Source organism: Nonomuraea harbinensis (assembly GCF_019396385.1).
In the GTDB taxonomy this organism is placed as follows: Bacteria; Actinomycetota; Actinomycetes; order Streptosporangiales; family Streptosporangiaceae; genus Nonomuraea; species Nonomuraea ferruginea.
Window position 1 is genome coordinate 23,812 of sequence record NZ_JAHKRN010000040.1, and the last position, 21,173, is coordinate 44,984.

Consider the following 21,173-nt stretch of genomic DNA (forward strand, 5'->3'; position numbering starts at 1 on the left):
GGATAAGCTCATCTGGTCAAACATTTGGGGGAACGGATGGCCAGACCAGGACGGCCGCCGCAGGACCCGGCCCGCCAGCTGGAGCGGGCGCACCGGATCCTCGACGCCGCCGCCGAGCTGATCCTGCGCTGGGGGTACGACAAGACGACCATCGAGGACGTGGCCCGCGCGGCGGGTGTCGCCAAGGGCACGATCTACCTGCACTGGAAGACCCGCGACGCGCTCTTCGTCGCGCTGCTCCGCCGCGACCGGGTGCGCATGGTGCGGCAGGTGCGCGCGGCGGCGCCCGGCACCCTGCCCGAGCTGATCGGCGCGCTGACCACGGCGCTGCTGCGCCGGCCGCTGACGCGGGCGGCCGTGGTCGGCGACTCCCAGATGCTCGGCAAGCTGACCCGGCAGAAGCTGGAGAGCGGCGGCGCCACCGAGGGCGCCGCCGCCTTCGACCGTTACCTGGACGAGCTGGCCGCGCTCGGCGCCGTCCGCTCCGACCTCGGCGCCGACGAAGGGCTCGCCCTGGTCACGGCGCTGTTGTACGGGTTCCTGGTCCCCCAGGGGATGCGGCCTGAGGAGTGGCGGCTGCCGGACGAGCGCGTCGCCGAGCTGGTCGCCGACGCCGTCGGCCGGACGCTCGGCACCGGCGCGCCTCCGGATCCGGGCGTCGCCCGCGCCACCCGCGCCTGCCTCGACGCCATCGAGGAGATCGCCTGCCGCAAGCTCGCCGGCTCCCTCGGCGTCGCGGCCCTCCCCGAGCCGAAGGAGACGTGATGAAGAAGACCGCCCGTCGCGGACTGACTGGCGCGGCCCTTCCCGAGCTGGCGAAGACCGCCCGGCGCGGGCTTCCTGAACCCAAGGAGGCGTGATGAAGGCTGTTATCCCGCTCGACGCCGCGGGTGATCTCGCCACGGCCGGGGGCAAGGGCGCCTCGCTGGCGCGGCTGGCCGGGGCGGGGCTGCCGGTGCCCGGCGGGTTCGTCGTCACCACAGAGGCCTACCGCGCGTTCACCGCCGGCTTCCGGGACGAGATCCTCGAAGCCGCCGAGGCCGGCGACGCCGAGCGCATCGCCGGACTGTTCGCCGCCCGGGACGTGCCGGGCGACCTGGCCGCCGAGATCCTGGCCGCCTACGAGGCGGTCGGGGCCCCGGTGGCGGTGCGCTCGTCGGCCACCGCCGAGGACCTGCCGGACATGTCGTTCGCCGGCCAGCAGGACACGTACCTGAACGTCCGGGCCGACACGCTCCTCGACGCGGTCAGGCGCTGCTGGGCTTCCCTCTGGAACGCCCGCGCCATCGCCTACCGCGACCACAACCGGGTCCCGCACGCCGAGGTGGCGCTCGCCGTGGTGGTGCAGGAGCTGGTGGACGCCGACGCGGCGGGCGTGATGTTCACCGCCGACCCCGTCACCGGGGCCCGGGACGAGACCGTGATCGACGCCGCCTGGGGTCTCGGCGAGGCGGTCGTCGGCGGCCAGGTCACCCCCGACACGGTGGTGGTCTCGCAGGGGCGGGTCACGCGCTCCCGTACCGGTGACAAGGCCGTCATGACCGTGCGCACCGGGGACGGCACCCGCGAGCGGCCCGTCCCCGCGGAGCTGCGCCGCGCGCCCGTGCTGGACGAGCGGCAGGCGGTCGAGCTCGCCGCGCTCGGCGCGCGCGTCGAGGAGTTGTACGGGACGCCGATGGACGTGGAGTGGGCCAGGCGCGACGGCGCGTTCGCCATCCTCCAGGCGCGCCCGATCACCGCGCTCGGGCAGCGCTACGAGGAGTGGAACGACGCGGCCGAGGGCGGCCACTTGTGGAGCGGGGGCAACCTGGGGGAGGCCATTCCCGACGTGATGACGCCCGCCACCTGGTCGTTCGTGCGGCTCTTCATCCGCGAGGCCATGTACGCGTCCACGCTGCCCGGGTTCCGCCTGGTGGGCAACATCGGCGGCCGGTTCTACATGAACCTGAGCATCGCCTACTCCGTGGCCCACGCCTTCGGGCTCCAGTCCCGGCTCAGCGCGCTGGAGGAGGTGTTCGGCAAGGTCCCGGCCGGGCTGGACGTGCCGTTGCTCGACGTGTCCCGCTGGGAGCTGTTCAGGCGGGTCCTGCCGGTGGCCGTCGAGGTGCGCAGGCGGGTGCGCCGCAACCTCAAGGGCATGCGGGCGTTCCTGGCCGAGGCGCCGGAGCGCGCCGGCGAGCTGCGCGCCCGGATCGCCGCCGTCGATTCCGGGCCCGAGCTGGCGGAGCTGGGGGAGCGCGAGATCCTGCCGTACCTCGTCACCGCCTGCCGGATGCTGGAGGCCGCCGGGCGGCAGGGCGGCGCGGCGCTGGTGCTCACCCGCGTGCGGCTGCGCAAGCTGGCGGGCGAGGTGGACGCCGACGCCATGCTCACCGGCGTGAACGCCGACGGCGAGCTGGCCAGCCTCGGCCTGCTCACCGGGCTCGGCAAGGTCGCCAGAGGCGAGATCACCCGCGAGGAGTTCGCCCGCCGCCACGGGCATCGGGGCCCGCACGAGTTCGAGATCTCGATGCCGCGTCCGGGCGAGGACCCGGCCTGGCTCGACGCCCAGCTCGCCGGGCTGCGCGACCTGCCCGAGGACACCGGGACGCTGCTGGAGCGCCAGCGCGAGGCGGCCGGCGCGGCGTGGGCCAGGTTCGCCCGGAGTCACCCGCGCAAGGTCGCCGGGATGTGGGAGAAGGTGCGGCGCTGGAACGCGGTGGTGCGCGACCGGGAGACCGCCCGCTCGGAGGTCGTCCGCGCGTTCTGGGTGGTGCGCGCGTACGTGCTGCGCGCCGGGGAGCTGACCGGGCGCGGCGACGAGCTGTTCTTCCTGGACCGGGAGGAGATCGCCGCGGTGCTGCGCGGCGACACCGGCCCGCTGGCCGAGGTGCCCGTGCGGCGCGCCACCTACGAGCGCTACGCCGCGCTGCCCGCCTACCCGGCGCTGATCGTCGGCCCGTTCGACCCGGTGCGCTGGGCAGCCGGCCCCGACCGGCGCGCCGACCTGTTCGACGCGCGCGGCGGCGTCCCGCCCCAGGACACGGTCACCGGCTTCCCCGGCGCCCCCGGGGTGGTCGAGGGCGTGGCCCGGCTGATCGGCGGGCCGGAGGACGGCGACCGGCTCAGGCCGGGCGAGATCCTGGTGACGACGCTGACCAACGTGGGCTGGACGCCGCTGTTCCCGAGGGCGGCGGCGGTGGTGACGGACATGGGGGCGCCGCTGTCGCACGCCTCGATCGTGGCCAGGGAGCTGGGCATCCCCGCCGTGGTGGGCACGGGCAACGCCACGATGCGGCTGCGCGACGGCGACCGCGTCCGCGTGGACGGCGAGCGCGGCACCGTCGAGGTCCTGACCTGACGGCCCGGCCCGCCGCGTCGCGGGAGCGCTCCCGCGACGCGGCGGCCGATGCCCTTGCTGATAGTGCCTACGACGCCGGGGAGGCCGCCTCGGCGGGGAGCGCGTTGGCCGCCACCACGTCGTGGTACCAGCGGGCGCTGTCCTTCCAGGTGCGCTCCATGGTGTCGCGGTCCACACGGACGATGCCGAAGCGCTTGCCGTACCCGTGGGCCCACTCGAAGTTGTCCATCAGCGACCACAGGAAGTAGCCGCGCACGTCCGCGCCGCCCTCGATCGCCTCGGCCACCGCCGTCAGGTGGCGGCGCAGGTAGTCGATCCGGTCGTCGTCGTGCACGCGGCCGTCGGCGGAGACCTCGTCGGGGAAGGCCGCGCCGTTCTCGGTGATCATGACGGGCAGCGACGGGTAGTCGCGGCGCAGCCGCAGCAGCAACTCCGTCAGGCCGGTCTCGTCGATGTTCCAGCCCATCTCGGTGTACGGTCCGGGCTGCTGGACGAACTCGACGTCCGCGCAGTTGATCCACGGTGAGGCCGCGCCGTCCGCGTGCCCGTCGGCCGTGTCGCGGGCGCTGGTCCCGTCCCACTGCCGCACCAGGATCGGGTTGTAGTAGTTGACGCCCAGCACCTCGATCGGCGCGGCGGCGGTCGCCTCGTCGCCGTCCTTGACGAACGACCAGTCGGTGACCGAGGCGGTGTCGTCGATGAGGTCGCGCGGGTAGGCGCCGTCCAGCATCGGGCCGAGGAAGGCCCGGTTGGCCAGCGCGTCCACCCGGCGCACCGCCTCCGCGTCCTGCTCGGAGACGCCGCGCGCGTGGTGCAGGTTGAGCGTGACCGACACCTGGGCGGCCGGGTCGACCACCTCGCGCAGCGCGCGGGCGGCCAGCCCGTGGCCCAGGTTCAGGTGGTGCACGGCGGCCAGCGCCGCGGCCGGATCGGTGCGGCCGGGGGCGTGCACGCCGGAGCCGTAGCCGAGGTAGGCCGAGCACCACGGCTCGTTGAGCGTGATCCAGGTGCGCACGCCGTCGCCGAGCGCCTCGCCCGTCTGCCGCGCGTACTCGGCGAACCGGTACGCGGTGTCGCGGTTCGGCCAGCCGCCCGCGTCCTCCAGCTCCTGCGGCAGGTCCCAGTGGTACAGGGTGGCCACCGGGGCGATGTTCCTGGTCAGCAGTCCGTCGACCAGCCGCCGGTAGAAGTCCAGCCCGGCCTGGTTCACCCGGTCGCCGCCGCCGGGCAGCACGCGCGGCCAGGAGATGGAGAAGCGGTAGGCGCCGACGCCCAGCGCCGCGAGGAGGTCCAGGTCCTCCTCCAGCCGGTGGTAGTGGTCGCACGCCAGGTCGCCGGTGTCGCCGCCGGTCACCAGGCCGGGCGTGTGGGAAAAGGTGTCCCAGATCGACGGCCCGCGGCCGTCCTCGTTCCAGGCGCCCTCGACCTGGTAGGCGGCCGTGGCCGTGCCCCACAGGAAGTCGTCGGGGAAGGTTGTCATCGGGGAGTCACTCCTCAGTGTTCGATGCTTCGTGCTCCGGGCTCTGCAGGGCGACGGCCTCCCGGGGGGCCAGGGTGACCGCGCCGTCCACGACGGCTCCGGTCAGCAGGTCCCGCGCGGGGCCGGGGATCGGCACGCGGGCGGTTCCGTCGCCGTGGTTGAGGAGGAAGAGCGCGGGGCCGCGCCGGACCGCCTCGACGCCGGGCGGCGGCGGGCCGGGCAGCGCGCCGGTGACGCCCGCGTCGGCGAGCAGGCGCCCGGCCAGCGTGGCGAGCGCGTCGTGCTCGGGCCGCGTGGCCACGTACCACGCGGTGCCCGCGCCGCAGGGGTGCCGCAGCACCGCCGGATCCCCGCTCCCGGCGAAGACGGCGACCGCTTCGGCGCCCTCGGCCCGTACCAGCTCGGTCCAGAGGCGGGCGGTGAACGCGCCGCCGTCCGTCCACGCGCAGGGCACCGCCCGGTCCTCCGGCACGGGCAGCCACTCCTCGCCGGACAGGCCCAGCACCTCACGCAGCGGCGCGGGGAACCGTCCCCGGTGGACGCGCGCGTCCCGGTCGGCGATCCCGGAGAAGGGGCCGACCGCGAGAGTCCCGCCGCCGCGCACGTACGAGGTCAGCGACGCCGCGTCGTCCTCGCCGAGCAGGAACAGGCTGGGGGCCACCACCAGCGCGTAGCCGGAGAGGTCGGCCGAGGGCGGGGCGAGGTCCACGCTCACCCCGCGCTCCCAGAACGGCCGGTAGTAGCGGAACAGCTCCTCCACCGGGTCGAGCCGGTCGCTGGGCAGGCCGCGCTCGGTCGCCGCCCACCAGCTCGGCCAGTCGAACACCAGCGCCACCCGCGCGGGCACCCGCGTGCCCGCCACCCCGGCGAGCGCGCGCAGCTCCGCGCCGTGCGCGAGCACCTCGCGATGCAGCCGCGTGTCCGGCCCGGCGTGCGGGACCATCGCCGAATGGAAGCGCTCGGAGCCGGAGCGGGAGGCCCGCCACTGGAAGTAGCAGAGCCCGTCCGCGCCGCGCGCCACGGCCTGGAAGGACTCCAGCCGCAGCTGTCCGGGTGGTTTGGGCAGGTTGTGCGGCCGCCAGTTCACGGCGGAGACCGCCTGCTCCATGAGCATCCACGGCCCGCCGGCGAGCGAGCGCATCAGGTCGTGCGTGAGCGCGGCCCGCACGTGGGACAGCGGGTCGGCCGGGTCCGGGTACCAGTCGTCGGAGACGACGTCCTCCTCGGGCGCCCACGACCAGTAGTCGACGAGGTTGAAGAACCCCATGAAGTTCGTGGTGACCGGGATGTCCGGGGTGTGGGCGCGCAGCACGTCGCGCTCGGCCCTGAAATGCGCGAGCAGCGCGTCGGAGCAGAACCGCCGGAAGTCGAGCCGCTGCGCCGGGTTGACCAGGTAAGGAGCGCGCCGGGGCGGCAGCACCTCCTCCCAGGCGCTGTAACGCTGGCTCCAGAAGGCCGTGCCCCACGCGTCGTTCAGCGCGCCGAGGTCGCCGTGCCGCTCCCGTAACCAGGTACGGAACGCCTCGGCGGTGGTGTCGCAGTGGCACACCTGCCCGTACTCGTTGCCCACGTGCCACATGGCCAGCGCCGGATGCCCGGCGTAGCGGCCGGCCAGGTCCTCCACCAGGGCCAGCGCCCGTTCCCGGTAGACCGGCGAGGACGGGCAGAACTGGTTGCGCGAGCCGTACCAGAGCCGGTGCCCCGACTCGTCCACCGGCAGCGTCTCCGGCCACCGGTGCCCCAGCCAGGGCGGCGGCGAGGCGGTGGGCGTGGCCAGGTCCACCGCGACGCCAGCCCCGGCGAGCAGGTCGAGCACCCGGTCCAGCCAGCCGAAGTCCCTGACGCCCGGCTCCGGCTCGATCCGCGCCCAGCTGAACACGCCGACCGTGACCAGGTTGACCCCGGCCTCCCGCATCAGCCGGACGTCCTCGGCCCAGACCTCCTCCGGCCACTGCTCGGGGTTGTAGTCGCCGCCGAACAGCAGCCCGTGCCGCCGGGTCAGGTCGCGCAGGCCGGGACTCACCGCGCGGCCCCGCTCCCGCGCGGCGGCGCCGAGCTGTCGCCGATCACCAGCCGGCACGGCACCAGGCGCTGCGCCGGCGGCGAGCCGGGGGACTCCAGCCGGTCGATGAGCATGCGGGCGCCCAGCCTGCCCAGCTCGGCCCCGGGCGGCTCCAGCGTGGTCAGCCGGGGCCGGAACATCTCCGCCACCCGGGCCGAGGCGCTGGCCAGCAGGAGCGACAGGTCACCGGGGACGCGCCAGCCGCGCTCCTCGACCGCCTGGAGCACGCCGACCGCCGCCTGGTCGCTCATCGCGGCCACCGCCGTCACCTCGGGGTGCTCGGCCATCAGCCGCTCGAAGGCGAGCCGGCCCTCGCCGGCCGTGTCGGCGCGCACGTCGCCCGCGTACCACAGGCCGGCCTCGCGCGCCGCGGCCGCGAACTCCTCGCCGGCCCGGACGGCGGGCCCGTACCCGGGGGAGTAGGCGCCGGTGGAGTGGTTCAGCAAGGCGATGGCCCGGTGGCCCAGCCCGGCCAGGTGCGCGACGGCGTCCCTGGCGGTGCGGGCGAAGTCGATGTCGGCGTAGTCGAGTGAGCCGGGCTCCCGGGTACGGCCGATCATGGCGAACGGCGTGCCCGACTCCAGCAGGAAGTCCGTCCGCTCGTCGGCCAGCCGGACCTCCATCAGCAGCACCCCGTCGACCAGGCCCATCCCGGTCAGGTAGCGCAGCTCCTCCACCGGGTCGGCGCTCTCGGGCGACAGCAGCAGGTGGTAGCCCAGCTCGGCGGCGGCCTCGGCGGCTCCGGTCGCGAACTGCATCTCGGTCAGCCCGAACCCGCTGCCGGGCGGGGGGAACAGCAGTGCCAGGATGCGGGTCCGCTTGGACACCAGGCCGCGGGCCAGCAGGTTGGGCCGGTAGCCCAGCTCGGCCGCGGCCCGCTCGATGCGGCGCTTGGTCTCCGCCTTCACCGGACGGGTCCCGTTGAGCGCGGCGGAGACCGTGCTGACGGCCACCTGGGCGCGCTCGGCCACGTCGCGCAACGAGGTCATGCCCCTCCGGTTCCTGCAGGACGCGGATCGAAACGTTTCGCAAAACGTATGGGGCGGTTTGTCGGGATGTCAACGGGCGGGAGCTCAGGGCTCTATGAGACCCGCTCTTATCGCGTACCGGGTCAGCTCCAGCCGGTCGCGCATGCCCAGTTTGGCCAGCACGTTGGCGCGGTGCCGGTCGACCGTCTTGATGCTGATCACCAGCATGTCCGCTATCGCTTTGGACGAGTGGCCCTCGGCTATGAGCTTGACGATCTCCTCCTCGCGCGGCGTGAGCAGGCTCCCCGGCAGCTCCTCGCCCCGGGTGTCGCGCTGCAGGAAGTCGCGGATGAGCGCGGTCACCGCGCCCGGGTAGAGAAAGGGCTCGCCGCGCATCGCCGCGCGGCACGCCTCCAACAGGTCGCGGTCGGCCACCGACTTGAGCACGTAGCCGGACGCCCCGGCCTTCAGCGACTCGAACAGGTACTGCTCGTTGTCGTACATGGACAGCATCAGCAGGCGCACCTCGGGGGCGCGCCGGGAGATCTCGCGCGCCGCCTGGATGCCGGTCATGCGCGGCATGGCGATGTCGAGGATGGCCAGGTCGACTCCCTCGCCGGCCAGCTCGACGGCCTCCGCGCCGTTGCCGGCCTCGGCGACCACGACGAGGTCGGGCTCGGCGTCCAGGATCATCCGCAGCCCACGCCGTACGAGGGCGTGGTCGTCGGCGAGCAGGATGCGGGTCCGTTCCAACCTGATCAGTTCCTTTCCGGCCGGACCGGTATGGCCAGCCGCACGGTCGTTCCGCCGCCCGGTGGGCTGGTGATGGTCAAGCGGGCGCCGATCAGCAGCGCGCGCTCACGCATGCCGCGTACGCCCGTGCCCTCGGTCATCGGGCCGCCCCGGCCGTTGTCGGCGATCTTCAGCACCACGCCGTCCGGCCGGCGGCAGAGCGAGAGCTCGACCTTGGTCGCCCTGGCGTGCCTGGCCACGTTGGTCAGCCCCTCCTGCGCGATGCGGTAGACCACCAGCTCGGCCTCCTCGCCCAGCTCCGGCAGGTGCGACTCCAGGCGGCGGGTGACGTGGGCGTCGGACATCTCGCCGAAGTCGGCGGCCAGCGCGTTCAGCGAGGCGATCAGCCCCAGGTCCTCCAGCATCCCCGGGCGCAGCCGCCTGGCGACCTGGCGCACCTCGTCCAGGCTGCCCCGTACCGTCTCCTGGATGTTGTGCAGCTCCTCGCGCAGCTCCTCCGGCGCGAGGTCGACGGCGCGCTTGAGGCCGAGCAGCACCACCGTCAGGCTCTGGCCGATCTCGTCGTGCAGCTCGCGGGCGATGCGCTGCCGCTCGCCCTCCTGGGCGGCCAGCGCGTGCGCGGCGGCGGTGCTGCGCTCGGCCTCCAGCCGGTCCAGCATCGCGTTGAAGGTCGCCACCACGTCGGTCAGGTCGCCGTTGCCGCTCTCGGCGAGCCGGTCGCGGGAGCGCAGCAGGTCGACCCGCTGCATGAGCGCGGTGAGCGCCACCAGCGGGGCCAGGCTGCGGCGCAGCAGCACCGCGTTGGCGCTCAGCATCAGCGCCAGGCCGATCGTCAGCACCGGGATCTCGGTGAGCAGCACCGGCGCGGACACCGTGGCGGGTGACACCGCCAGGACCAGCGTGCCGACCGTGAACACCAGGCCGTTGATCACGATGAGCCGCCGGAACAGCGCCTGCGCAGGTGAGCGGGCGGATACCGGACGTCGCTCTTTCATATCCTCAGAGTCGCCGCCGGACGGCGTGCGTGTCCATCCGTAGCAGCACCCATCTCCTTGTGCGTGCCTACATGGTTTCCCCCACCGGAGATGGGTGTCAGACCCGATGGCGTGGTTACCGGTCCGTTACCGAAACTGGAAACCATGAGACATCCCGCCATATCTGCACCGTATCTGTTGCCCGTTTGCCGTCCGGCTCGCACCGGCCCGCCGGGGCACGCCCGATGAGCGGTGTCATCGCCCTGACCGTCTTCGTGGTGGCCTACTACTTCATCGCCACCGAGAAGGTGAACAAGGTCAAGGTGGTGCTCGTGGCCGCCGGCATCATGGCGGTGCTCGGGCTGATCCCCGGCGCGGAAGTCTTCTACTCCGAGCATGAGGGCATCGACTGGAACGTCATCTTCCTGCTGCTCGGCATGATGATCATCGTGGGGATCATCAAACAGACGGGACTTTTCGACTTCCTGGCCATCTGGGCCGCGAAGAAGTCGCAGGGGAAGCCCTACCGGCTGATGGTGATGCTCATGGCCATCACCGCGATCGCCTCCCCCTTCCTTGACAACGTCACCACGATCATGCTGGTCGTGCCGGTGACGTTGATGGTGTGTGAACGTCTTGACATCCCAGCCCAGCCCTACATCATCGCCGAGGTGCTCGCCTCCAACATCGGCGGCGCGGCCACCCTCATCGGCGACCCGCCGAACATCATCATCGGCAGCCGCGCGGGCCTGACCTTCAACGACTTCCTCGTGCACATGTCGCCCATCGTCGTGGTGGTCTTCGTGGCCTTCCTGCTGCTGACGCGGGTGATGTTCAGGAAGTCGTTCCAGTACAACCCCGACCGGGTCGCCGAAGTGATGAAGCTGCAGGAGAAGCGGGCCATCACGGACCCGAAGCTCCTGGTCCGGTGCATGATCGTACTCGCCCTGGTGATCGTCGGGTTCGGGCTGCACGCCATCGTGCACGTCGAGCCGTCCATCGTGGCGCTGGTCGGCGCGGGCGTGATGATGCTGGTGGCGCGGGCCGAGACGTCCGAGGTCATGGCCGAGGTCGAGTGGCCGACGCTGGTCTTCTTCATCGGCCTGTTCGTCATGGTCGCCGGGCTCGTGCACACCGGGGTCATCGAGACCATCGGCGTCTGGGCGGTCGAGGCTGTCGGCGACAACTTCTTCGGCGCGGCGACCGCGCTGGTCTGGGGTTCGGCGATCCTCGGCGCGTTCTTCGACAACATCCCCTATGTGGCCACCATGGCACCTATCGTGGAAGGGCTGGTCGCGCAGGCTCCCGATCCTGACACCGGGCAGGCGTTGTGGTGGGCGTTCGCGCTGGGCGCGGACTTCGGCGGCAACGGCACCGCGGTGGCGGCCAGCGCGAACGTGGTCGCCATCGGCCTGGCTGCCCGCTCCGGCCACAAGATCACGTTCTGGCAGTTCACCAAGTACGGCATCCTCGTCACGGCGATCAGCACAGCAATGGCCTGGCTCTACGTCTGGCTGCGCTATTTCGTCTGAGTGAGGAGGGGCGACGATGACGTTGCCGCAGCTGTACATGGTGTTGCTGGTGGGCGGCCTGGTGCTGCTCGCCAGCATCGCCGCGGCGCGCACCGCAGCCCGCCTCGGCCTGCCCAGCCTCCTGCTGTTCCTCGGGCTGGGCGTCCTGGTCGGGGAGGACGTGCTGGGCATCCCCTTCGACGACGCCCAGCTCGCCCAGACCCTGGGAACGACGGCGCTGGCCGTCATCCTGGTCGAGGGCGGGCTGAGCACCCGGTGGGCCGACGTCCGCCGGCTGCTCGCCCCCTCGGCCATGCTGGCCACCGCCGGCGTGGTCATCAGCGTGCTCGTGACCGCCACGGGCGCGCACTACCTGCTGGGCATGGACTGGCAGCTCGCGCTGCTGCTCGGCGCCATCGTGTCGTCCACCGACGCGGCGGCGGTCTTCGCCGTGCTGCGGTCGCTGCCGCTGCCGCGCAAGCTGGCCAGCATGGTCGAGGCCGAGTCCGGCTTCAACGACGCGCCCACCGTGATCCTGGTGCTGGTCTTCAGCGCCTCCGGTGGACTGCCCGGCCCGTTCGCCATCGGCGGGCAGATGGTCTACCAGATCACCACGGGCGCGCTCATCGGTCTGGGCGTGGCCCTGGTCGGCGTGGTGACGCTGCGCTACGTGGCGCTGCCCGCCACCGGGCTGTACCCGCTGGCCTCCTTCGGTTTCGGCATCTGCGCCTTCGCCGCGGCGGGCGCGGCCAACGCCTCCGGCATCATCGCCGCCTACCTGTCGGGGATCGTGCTCGGCAACGCCGTGCTGCCGCACCGGGCCGCCACCCGGTCCTTCGCCGAGGGCGCGGGCTGGCTCGCGCAGATCGGGCTGTTCGTCATGCTCGGCCTGCTGGTCGACCCGAGCGAGCTGCTCCACGCGCTGCTGCCGGCGCTCGTCATCGGCGCCTTCCTGCTGCTGGTGGCCCGGCCGGTCTCGGTGCTCCTGTGCCTGGTGCCGTTCCGGGTGCCCTGGCGCGAGCAGGCGTTCATCTCCTGGGCGGGGCTGCGCGGGGCGGTGCCGATCGTGCTGACGACGTTCCCGATCGTGGCCCAGGTGCCCGGCGCGCTCGACCTGCTGCACATCGTCTTCGTGCTGGTCGTGGTGTTCACCCTGATCCAGGGGCCCGCCCTGCTCGGGATCACCCGCCTGCTCGGCCTGGTCAGGCCGGAGGAGGCCCGGGAGGTGGACATCGAGTCGGCGCCGCTCGACGTGCTCGACGCCGAGCTGCTCACGGTCTCCGTCCCCGAAGGATCGATGCTGCACGGGGTGGAGGTGTCGGAGCTGCGTCTGCCCCGTCCGGCGGTCATCAGCCTGGTCATCCGCGGCAGCTCCGCGCTCGTGCCCCTTCCAGAGTCCCGGCTGTACGAGGGCGACCAGCTGCTGATCGTCGCCACCTCCCGCACCCGCGACGAGGTCGAGCGGCGCCTGCGAGCCGTCGGCCGCCGCGGCCGGCTGGCCCGCTGGCACGGCGAGAGCGGCGATCCGGACCCCAGACCCGACCGACCCCACAAGAACAACGGAGGCAGAGGGAGATGGAGATCACACCGGCGACGGTCCCCGGAACCGGCCACATTTACCAGATCAGAACCAGAAGAGGTGACCGGCTCGCCTTCATCGATTACCACGACGGCCGACGCGCGCTGACCTTCTACGGCGAGAACGACTCCGACGACGTCGGCCGCACGGCCGAGCTGGAGCCCGACGAAGCCGACCGGCTCGCCGAGCTGCTGCACAGCCGGTCGCTCGACGACCGGCTGGCCGCGATCGAGCGCCGCCTGGCGGAGCTGGCCGCCGGCCGTTGACGGCGGCCGGTCCGGCCGGGAGGGCCCGGGTCAGGCGGGCCCTCCCGGCCGCGCATCCGCTGCGCGGCCGGTCACGCAGACCAGCGCGTGGCAGGTTTCAGCGGATGCGTCCCGCGCCCGCACCGGCGGGAACCAGGGCGCGCAGCGCCCGCGGCGGGTGGACGCGGGTGTACAGGGCCGGCGTCCAGCCGGCGTCACCGCCGAGGCTCGCGCCGGCGGCGGCGTTGTGGGCGGCGACCAGATCGACCGGCCGGCCGTCGACCAGGTTGTCCTTCGCGGTGATGGCGGTGCCCTTGAACACGGTCAGCACCTTCTCGGCGGCGATGCCGTCGAACGCGTTGGCGTTCGCGTACACCTGCGACTGGAAGCCGACGCCGATGCTGTACACGTACGGGCCGCCACCCGTGAAGTAGTTGTTGTAGACGTGCACCTGGCCGAAGCGCACCCGCGGGGTCCGCTGGCCGAGCCCTTCGAAGTAGTTGTGGTGCACGGTCACCTTCAGCTTGTCCGCCTCCTGGTACGAAGCGGGGTTGTCGGTGTTGCCGATCAGCGTCACCTTGTCGTGGTCGCTCAGGTGGTTCCACGACAGGGTCACGTAGTTCGAGCCGCGCACCACGTCGAGCAGCCCGTCGTGCACCTGGTACGGCCGGCCGAAGTACAGCGGCTGGTTCGCGTCCGGGTTGTCGCCGTCGTTCAGCGTGTTGTGGTCCAGCCACACGTGGGTCGAGCCGGAGATCTCGACGTTGTCGAAGGAGGCGTTCCAGTTGCCCTCCTCGCCGTCCGTCGGGTCCCATTGCGGGAAGCAGTCGGCCGTGTCGCTGATCGTGAGGTTGCGCACGATCACGTTGTCGGCGTTCCTGATCCGCAGGCCGAAGCTCTTCAGCGCGGCGTCGCGCCCCAGGCCGGCCAGGGTGACGTTGGAGCCGACCGCGATGCTCACGTACTCGCTCATGGCGTTGTACGAGGCGCGGCGCGCGTCCTCCAGCGGCCCTGACGGCGGGCTGGAGCGGCCCCACACGGCCGGGTCGTAGGCGGCCAGGTACGCCTCCAGGCTGTAGCCGCCGACGGCGTAGTCCGCACAGGTCAGCGGGTTGCCCGCGGCGTCGGTGTCGGCGTCTATCGCGCCCTTCACGTACACGATCCGCGGCCGGTTGTCGGCCGGCGCGCCGAGCGCGGCGATCAGCCCGGCCCTGGTGGAGACGACGTGCACGTCCTCCGGGCGGGCGGCGGAACCGCCCGTGGTGCCGGTGCCGGCCGCCGCCCAGCCGTCCTTCTCGCCGAGCGTCTCGCGGCCCAGCCGGTACGGGTCGGGCCGGTCGTGGTGGTGGCGGACGGGGTTCCAGCCGTCGCGGCCCCTCAGGTAGTGGTGAGGAGTGAGGCGGGCGGCGTCCCGGGTGGAGAGCTGCGGCCGGTCCTCGCCGGCGGTGGCGCCGGGGCCGTGGTTGCGGTACTCGGACAGGCGCGCGTCCCGCCAGCTCAGGCCCGACATGTCGGTCCACGGGGCGTCCTTGAACTGCTGGCCCAGCCACGACTCGCGGACGAGCACCTGCCCGCGCGCCGTCGGCGACCCGCCCGCCGGCCACGGCCGGCCCAGGTGGTACGTCCCGGCGGGGGCGTCGCTGACCAGGTGGCTGCGGTGGATCAGGAACCCGTACGGGTTGGCCACCTCGGTGCTCGCGGCGGTGACGTAGCCGTTGTTGGCGGCGTCGCCCCGGTCCAGTGCCTTGATGACGCACCGGTCGAAGACGGCGGTGGCCCGGCCGAAGATGAAGTCCACGTCGCCTTCCACGTAGCAGTCGTGGAAGTACTGCCGGGCGGTCGCGCCCGCGCTCTCGGTGTTGGCGTAGAGCGTGTCCTGGTTGCCGATGAACCGGACGTTGTCGTACACCTGCCGGTCGCCGGTGGTGCGGACGGCGACGGCCTGGCTGGGGCCGTGCGCGGCCTCGTCGTAGGAGTTCTCGAACGTGAGGTCGCGGGCGGTGAAGTCGGGCGCGCTGATCACGTACGAGGCGCTGCCCGAGGTGCCGTACGGCCCGGAGCCGTCGGGCCGCTGGATCGTGGCGGCGGCGTCGAAGGTCAGCACCACCTTGGCGGGGTCGTCGGTGTCTCCTGCGAGGGTGATGTGCGGCTTGTCGGCGGGGATGACGACCTGCTGCTTGTAGGTGCCCTCGCGGACGAGGACGGTCACCGGCCTGGCGTTGCCGGAGGGCACGGCGTCCACGGCGTCCTGCACGGTGGTGTGGTCGCCGGAGCCGTCGGCGGCGACCACGATGACGCTCCTGGGCGGGGGAGCGGCGGCGGCGGGGGCGGCCGCCGCGATGATCATGACGGCGATCACCGGGGGGAGTGACAGAAGTCGCATGCGCAACCTCTCGTGAGGGTGGCAATCGGTTGCACGAAACGTTGACGTAGCTCTCCTGAAACGTCAATGGTTCCTAGTAAAACTGCACTGTTGCTGCGGCAAGCGGTTGCAGTCAAGGCGCGACAAAGCCCCCGCGCGGACGCGGGGGCCGGTGACGCTAGGGCCGCGGGTAACCGAGGGCGGCGGACAGCTCCTGGGCCGACTCCGCCACCACCTTGCCCATCTCCTCCAGGCGCGACTCCGGGGGCACGCGGGTCAGCGACATGCTGATGGCCGCGACGATGAGGCGGCGGTGGTCGCGCACCGGGGCCGTGATGCCCCCGGGGAGGTCGTCCAGCTCGACCGCGCTCACCACGTACCCGAACTCCCGGACGTGCGCCAGGTCGGCGAGCCACTGCTCCTCGTCGGCGATCGCCGAGTCCAGGCCGCCCGGCAGGGAGGCGTGCAGCAGCTCGCGCACGTGGTCCTGGTGCCAGTCGGCGAGCAGCGCCCGCCCCGCGCCCGCCATGAGAACCGGCACCGCGACGCCTTCCCAGACCCGGTGGTACGCCCGTGACGAGGGGGCCGACAACAGGGTGAGCACCTGCTCGCCGCGGAGCACGCACAGGTGGGTGTCCTCGTCGAAGGTGGACGCCAGCCGCCGCAGGCACGGCGCCGCCATCTGTGCCAGCCGGGCCTGCTGGGTGCGGGCCGCGAGCGCGAACAGCCGCCAGCCGAGCCGGTAGCGACGGGTCAGCGGGTCGCGTTCGACCATGCCCTCGGCCTCCAGTGCGCGCAGCGCCCGTGACACCTGGCTCTTCTCCCGCCCCAGGCGTTGCGCGATCCAGCTCACGCCGAATCCCTCGGCGTCACGTTCAGCGCCGTGACCAGCGAGAACGTCAAGGATCTCCAGGTCTCGGCGGAGACCCGCCGACGACACTGCCGGCCTCTCGGTCATGCTCATCCGTTCATAACAATGGTGTTGCGCTAAGTGCAACAGATTTTGCAATCACCGCAACACGGTCATACGTTTACATGCCAGTGCAAGAGTAAGCGAAGGCGGTTCTTTCATGACTTTCGGCGAGTACGTGGTCTCTCGATGGGGGACTCTCTCGCTGGCCGCTGCCGAACACGCCCTGGTCGTCGCCATCGCGATCGGCATCGCGACCGTGGTGGGCGTCGGCATCGGACTCCTCGGTTTCCAGGCGCCCAAGGTGCGCGGAGCCTCGCTGGCGCTGTCCGCGGGCATCCTCACCATCCCCTCGCTGGCACTGCTCACTCTGCTCATCCCGATCACCGGACTCGGCTGGGGGCCCACGCTCGTCGCGCTCACCGGGTACGCCTTCCTGCCGATCATCAGGAACACGGTGACCGGGCTGGACGGCGTCGACGCCGCCACCGTCGAGGCGGGCCGCGGGATGGGCCTGAGCGCCGCGAGGGTGCTGCTGAAGGTGCGGCTCCCGCTGGCCTGGCCGCTGATCCTGACCGGCGTCCGGGTCTCGGCCCAGATGCTCATCGGCATCGCGGCCATCGCCGCCTACGTCGACGGCCCCGGCCTCGGCACCCAGATCTTCGAAGGACTGGCCAGGCTCGGCTCGGTGAACTCGCTGAACGCGACGCTCGCCGGAACGCTCGGCATCGTGGTCATCGCGGTGCTCTTCGACGCGTTCTTCTTCGCCGTCCGCCAGCTGACCACCCCTAGGGGGCTTCGTGTTCGACCGTGATCCCGCAGGCGTCCGCATCGAGTTGCGGGGGCTGACCAAGCACTACCCGGGGCAGCCGGCTCCAGCGGTCGACAACGTCAACCTCGACATCCCGGCCGGTGAGCTGGTCGTCTTCGTCGGGCCGTCCGGCTGCGGCAAGACCACCACGATGAAGATGATCAACCGGCTGGTGGAGCCCACCTCCGGGGAGATCCGCATCGGCGGCGAGGACGTGCTCAACCTGCACCCCGACGAGCTGCGCCGGCACATCGGGTACGCCATCCAGCAGGTGGGGCTGTTCCCCCACCTGACCGTGGGCGAGAACGTGGCCCTGGTGCCCAAGCTGCTCGGCTGGCCCGCGGCCAAGGTCGCGGACCGGGTCGAGGAGCTGCTCTCGCTGGTCAACCTGGAGCCCGGCGCGTACCACGACCGCTACCCGCGCCAGCTGTCCGGAGGGCAGCAGCAGCGGGTCGGCGTGGCCCGCGCGCTGGCCGCCGACCCGCCGGTGATGCTGATGGACGAGCCCTTCGGCGCCACCGACCCGATCACCCGCGAGCACCTGCAGAGCGAGTTCGCCAAGCTGCAGAAGAAGCTGCGCAAGACGATCATCTTCGTCACGCACGACTTCGAGGAGGCGATCACGCTCGGCGACCGCATCGCGGTGCTGCGCGAGCGCTCGCACATCGCCCAGTACGACACGCCCGCCAACATCCTGGCCGCGCCCGCCGACGACTACGTGGCCGGCTTCATCGGCCAGGACGCCACGCTGAAGCGGCTGGCGCTGCTGACGGTGGACGACGTGCCGGCCGTCGGGCCCGTACCGTCGAGCAACGGGCTGCCGCGGGTGGACGCGGGCACCAGCCTGCGCGAGGCGCTGGACACCATGGTCGCCCACGGCAGCGACAGGTGCGCCACCCCGTCCGGGGTGCTCACCTACACCGCGCTGTGCGAGGCCGTGGGCACGGACGGCGCGAAGACCGGCCACGAGGAGGTGGCGGCCGGTGACCGCTGACACGATCGCCATCGGCCGGTCCGGCGCGCCCGTCCGCGCCTCCGGACTGCGCCACGTGCTCACCCCGGCCGCGATCGCCGTCGTCCTGGTCGCCCTCTACGCCTGGGTGAGCACGCTGGAGCTCGACTCCATCGAGCGCCGCAGCCTCAACCGCGAGGTGATCGTCGCCAAGGTGGTCGAGCACCTGCAGATGACCGTGGCGGCCACCGCCCTCGTGGTGATCATCGCGGTCCCGCTGGGCATCGTCGCCTCGCGCTCCAGGAACCGGTTCATCACCCCGGTGATCCTCACCGCGGGCAACCTCGGGCAGGCCGTGCCGTGCATCGGGCTGCTCGTGCTGGCCACGTTCGTGCTGGGCGTGGGCTTCCAGACGGCGCTGGTCGGCCTGGTCATCTACGCCGTGCTGCCGGTGCTGCGCAACACCATGGTCGGGCTGCAGCAGATCGACCCCGCGCTCGTCGAGTCCGCCCGCGGCATGGGCATGACCAAGGGCCAGGTGCTGCGCCGGGTCGAGCTCAAGCTCGCCGTGCCCGCCATCCTCGCCGGTCTGCGCACCGCCCTGGTGCTGACCGTCGGCGTCGCCACGCTCGGCGCCTTCGTGGCCGCGGGCGGGCTGGGCGAACTGATCATCAACGGGCTCAAGCTCAACCGGATGCCCGTCACCATCGTCGGCGGCGTGCTGACCGCGTGCATCGCCTTCTTCATCGACTGGCTGGGCAGCCTCGCCGAGAAGCTGCTCAAGCCCCGGGGCATGTGACCCCGCCGACTTCCCATCCCTCGAATCCCGATTTTTCGTAAGGCCCCCACCGCGAGAGGTGTTTTCACGTGTTTTCCCGCCCCGTCCGCCGTAAGTTCGCCGTGCTAGCAGCAGCGGCCCTGACCCTGACAGCGGCCGCCGGGTGCGGTGGCGGCGGAAGCGCCGTCGAGGCGTCCAGCGCAGGCACCGAGCTGGAGGGCGCCTCGTTCGTCGTCGGCTCCAAGGACTTCACCGAGAACATCGTGCTCGGCAAGATCGCCGTGCAGCTGCTCAAGGCGCACGGCGCCGAGGTCGAGGACAAGACCAACCTGGGCGGCACGGTCACCAACCGCAAGGCGCTGCAGGCCGGTGAGATCGACCTCTACTGGGAGTACTCCGGCACCGGCTGGATCGAGCACCTGAAGAAGACCGAGCCGATCCAGGACTCCGCCGAGCAGTTCAAGGCCACCGCGGAGGCCGACCTGGAGCAGAACCAGATCCGCTGGATCGGCCCGACGCCGCTCAACAACACCTACGCCCTGGCCATCCGCTCGGAGAAGGCGCAGGAGCTGGGCGTCAAGACGGTCTCCGACGTGGCCGAGCTGGCGAAGACCAAGCCGGAGGAGGTCACGATGTGCATCGAGACCGAGTTCTCCACCCGCGACGACGGCCTGCCCGGCCTGACCAAGAAGTACGACTTCGAGATGCCCAAGGACCGGATCGCGCTGCTGGACACCGGCGTCGTCTACACCGAGACGGACAAGGGCGAGACATGTAACTTCGGCGAGGTGTTCACCACCGACGGCCGGATCGCCGCGCTCGACCTGACCGTGCTGGAGGACGACAAGAACTTCTTCCCGATCTACAACGCCGCGGTCACCGTCAAGGACGACCTGTACAAGAAGCACCCGGCCCTGGAGCAGGTGCTGAACCCGGTCATCGCCAAGCTGGACGACGCCACCATGCAGGCGCTCAACGCCCAGGTCGACGTGGACGGCAAGGAGCCCGGCACGGTCACCGCCGAATGGCTGGAGCAGAACGGCTTCCTGGGCAGCAGCAGCTGACCGGCCGACCGCACCGGACGTGAGCCGGGGCGGTCGTACGAGTGATCGTCTCACCGTGAAGGGCCCGGGCGCGCGCGTCCGGGCCTTCGGCGTTCCCTCCCGGCTCCGAAAGTTTCGGAGCCGCGGCGCATCCCTTACCCTCGTGAGTCGGCGTCGCGGAAGAGCCGGCCCGCATGGGCGTCGGCTCCGGCCGCGCCGCCGTGAGTCGGCGTCGCGGAAGAAGGGAGCCGGCCGAATGCCTCACGCGGCGAGACGTACGGTCACGCTGCGCGACGTGGCGGCGGCCGCCGGGGTCTCGGTGGCGACCGCGTCACGGGTGCTGGGCGGCAGCTCGCGCGCCGTCGCCCCTGAGTACGAGCGGCGTGTCCTGGCCGCGGCGGAGGCCCTGCGCTACACCGCCGACGCGGCGGCGCGCGCCATGCGGCGGGGGAGCGAGGCCATCACCCTCGTCACCGACGACCTGACCACCCCCGCCATGGGCGTCGTCGTGTCCGCGATGGAGCGCCAGGCCAGGATGACCGGCGTGTTCGTGACCGTCTCCGCCACCCACGGCGCCCTGGAGCGGCAGCTCGAAACGGTGCGCCTGCTGCGCGCGCTGCGGCCGCGCGCGCTCGTGCTGACCTCCTCCCGGTTCCGCGCGAACGCGCTCGGCGACCGCCTGACGGACGAGTTGCGCGCGTACGAGCGAGCGGGCGGACGGGTGGTGATCGTCGGCGTGACGGACCGGGCGTTCGACTCGATCGCCTTCGACGACCACGGCGCGGGCCGGGTGATGGGGACCCACCTGGCCATGACCGGCCACCGGCGGGTGGCGATCCTGGCCGGCCCCGAGGACCGGGCGAACTTCGCAGCCCGGGTCGCGGGCTGCGCCGAGGGCCTGCGCCGGGGCGGGGTGCCCGCCCGCCAGGTGCGCGTCGTGCCCTGCGAGGCCGGCAGGGACGGCGGGTACGCGGCGGTCCGGCGGCTGATCAGGAGCGGGCCGCCGGATGCGGTCGCGGCGGTCAGCGACGTCCTCGCGATCGGCGCCCTGGCGGCCCTCCGCGAGGCCGGGGTGCCCGTCCCCGCCGAGGTGTCGGTGGCGGGCATCGACGACATCCAGCTCGCGGAGGACGTGACGCCGAGGCTGACGACGGTCGCGCTCCCGCTGGCCCACGTCGGCGCCGAAGCCATCCGCCTGGCGCTCAGGGAGACCCCCGAACCCGAACACCTGACGGTCCAGGGCACTCTCGTCATCCGCGGAACCACCCGCCCCTGACCCGCGGGAACCGTTCCCCGCCGAGGCTTCCACCCGCCCCGAGGCGGGCGTCGCCGTCCGGCTGAAAGCCCCTTGACGGTGAAGTCCGGGAAAGGCAGACTGCGGAATGCGTTTTCCCGGCGCGCGCCC

17 protein-coding genes are annotated in these 21,173 nt (G+C 72.2%); 10 read left to right on the forward strand and 7 right to left on the reverse strand.

All coding sequences use genetic code 11. The annotated features are described in order from the left end of the window. The first annotated feature begins 36 nt into the window (after positions 1-36). Complete coding sequence (locus KME79_RS32070) at positions 37-765, forward strand: TetR/AcrR family transcriptional regulator (RefSeq protein WP_219548499.1); 729 nt, start codon at positions 37-39, stop codon at positions 763-765. A gap of 94 nt (positions 766-859) precedes the next feature. Then, positions 860-3,340, forward strand: coding sequence for a PEP/pyruvate-binding domain-containing protein (locus tag KME79_RS32075; protein ID WP_219548501.1), 2,481 nt, complete (start codon positions 860-862; stop codon positions 3,338-3,340). Between the two features lie 67 nt (positions 3,341-3,407). On the opposite strand, the gene KME79_RS32080 is transcribed toward KME79_RS32075, so the two are convergent. The 5 genes from KME79_RS32080 to KME79_RS32100 all read right to left on the reverse strand — a co-directional run bounded on the left by KME79_RS32080 (position 3,408) and on the right by KME79_RS32100 (position 9,598). Next, positions 3,408-4,820, reverse strand: coding sequence for a GH1 family beta-glucosidase (locus tag KME79_RS32080; protein WP_148033322.1), 1,413 nt, complete (start codon positions 4,818-4,820; stop codon positions 3,408-3,410). Between the two features lie 7 nt (positions 4,821-4,827). Then, positions 4,828-6,900 (reverse strand): beta-galactosidase, encoded by a 2,073-nt coding sequence (locus KME79_RS32085; protein ID WP_308249127.1) that lies wholly within the window; start codon positions 6,898-6,900, stop codon positions 4,828-4,830. Then, complete coding sequence (locus KME79_RS32090; RefSeq protein ID WP_219548503.1) at positions 6,840-7,871, reverse strand: LacI family DNA-binding transcriptional regulator; 1,032 nt, start codon at positions 7,869-7,871, stop codon at positions 6,840-6,842. Before KME79_RS32090 ends, KME79_RS32085 begins: the two co-directional genes overlap by 61 nt. Before the next feature lie 84 nt (positions 7,872-7,955). Beyond that, positions 7,956-8,603, reverse strand: coding sequence for a response regulator (locus tag KME79_RS32095; RefSeq protein ID WP_246640777.1), 648 nt, complete (start codon positions 8,601-8,603; stop codon positions 7,956-7,958). A gap of 5 nt (positions 8,604-8,608) precedes the next feature. Continuing rightward, positions 8,609-9,598: a HAMP domain-containing sensor histidine kinase gene (locus KME79_RS32100; RefSeq protein ID WP_219548505.1), complete on the reverse strand. Its 990-nt coding sequence runs from the start codon at positions 9,596-9,598 to the stop codon at positions 8,609-8,611. 224 nt (positions 9,599-9,822) lie between these two features. Between KME79_RS32100 and KME79_RS32105 the strand changes: the two genes are divergently transcribed. The 3 genes from KME79_RS32105 to KME79_RS32115 are packed head-to-tail and all read left to right on the forward strand — an operon-like array spanning position 9,823 to position 12,933. Continuing rightward, positions 9,823-11,109 (forward strand): ArsB/NhaD family transporter, encoded by a 1,287-nt coding sequence (locus KME79_RS32105; RefSeq protein WP_219548507.1) that lies wholly within the window; start codon positions 9,823-9,825, stop codon positions 11,107-11,109. A gap of 16 nt (positions 11,110-11,125) precedes the next feature. After that, positions 11,126-12,775 carry a potassium/proton antiporter gene (locus KME79_RS32110; protein ID WP_219548509.1) on the forward strand — a complete coding sequence of 550 codons (1,650 nt, stop codon included), beginning with the start codon at positions 11,126-11,128 and terminating at the stop codon, positions 12,773-12,775. Next, on the forward strand, positions 12,664-12,933 hold the full coding sequence (locus KME79_RS32115) for a cation:proton antiporter regulatory subunit (protein WP_219548511.1): 270 nt from the start codon (positions 12,664-12,666) through the stop codon (positions 12,931-12,933). Before KME79_RS32110 ends, KME79_RS32115 begins: the two co-directional genes overlap by 112 nt. Before the next feature lie 97 nt (positions 12,934-13,030). Here KME79_RS32115 and KME79_RS45560 read toward each other — a convergent pair whose 3' ends face one another. Further along, positions 13,031-15,295 (reverse strand): pectinesterase family protein, encoded by a 2,265-nt coding sequence (locus KME79_RS45560; RefSeq protein WP_246640778.1) that lies wholly within the window; start codon positions 15,293-15,295, stop codon positions 13,031-13,033. Positions 15,296-15,452: 157 nt separating this feature from the next. After that, a complete protein-coding gene (locus KME79_RS32125; RefSeq protein ID WP_219548513.1) occupies positions 15,453-16,238 on the reverse strand; it encodes an IclR family transcriptional regulator in 786 nt (261 codons plus the stop codon). 106 nt (positions 16,239-16,344) lie between these two features. Here KME79_RS32125 and KME79_RS32130 point away from each other — a divergent pair, with 106 nt between their 5' ends. From KME79_RS32130 to KME79_RS32150, 5 genes are all read left to right on the forward strand, one after another. Beyond that, positions 16,345-16,998: an ABC transporter permease gene (locus tag KME79_RS32130; RefSeq protein ID WP_219548515.1), complete on the forward strand. Its 654-nt coding sequence runs from the start codon at positions 16,345-16,347 to the stop codon at positions 16,996-16,998. Further along, complete coding sequence (locus tag KME79_RS32135) at positions 16,985-17,989, forward strand: ABC transporter ATP-binding protein (protein ID WP_308249128.1); 1,005 nt, start codon at positions 16,985-16,987, stop codon at positions 17,987-17,989. Before KME79_RS32130 ends, KME79_RS32135 begins: the two co-directional genes overlap by 14 nt. After that, on the forward strand, positions 17,979-18,746 hold the full coding sequence (locus KME79_RS32140) for an ABC transporter permease (protein ID WP_219548517.1): 768 nt from the start codon (positions 17,979-17,981) through the stop codon (positions 18,744-18,746). The genes KME79_RS32135 and KME79_RS32140 overlap by 11 nt, the downstream gene beginning before the upstream one ends. 68 nt (positions 18,747-18,814) lie before the next feature. Further along, positions 18,815-19,789, forward strand: coding sequence for a glycine betaine ABC transporter substrate-binding protein (locus KME79_RS32145; protein WP_219548519.1), 975 nt, complete (start codon positions 18,815-18,817; stop codon positions 19,787-19,789). A 235-nt stretch (positions 19,790-20,024) separates the two neighbouring features. After that, entirely contained in the window at positions 20,025-21,044 is a 1,020-nt protein-coding gene (locus tag KME79_RS32150; RefSeq protein WP_219548521.1) for a LacI family DNA-binding transcriptional regulator, read from the forward strand. The last annotated feature ends 129 nt before the right edge of the window (positions 21,045-21,173 follow it).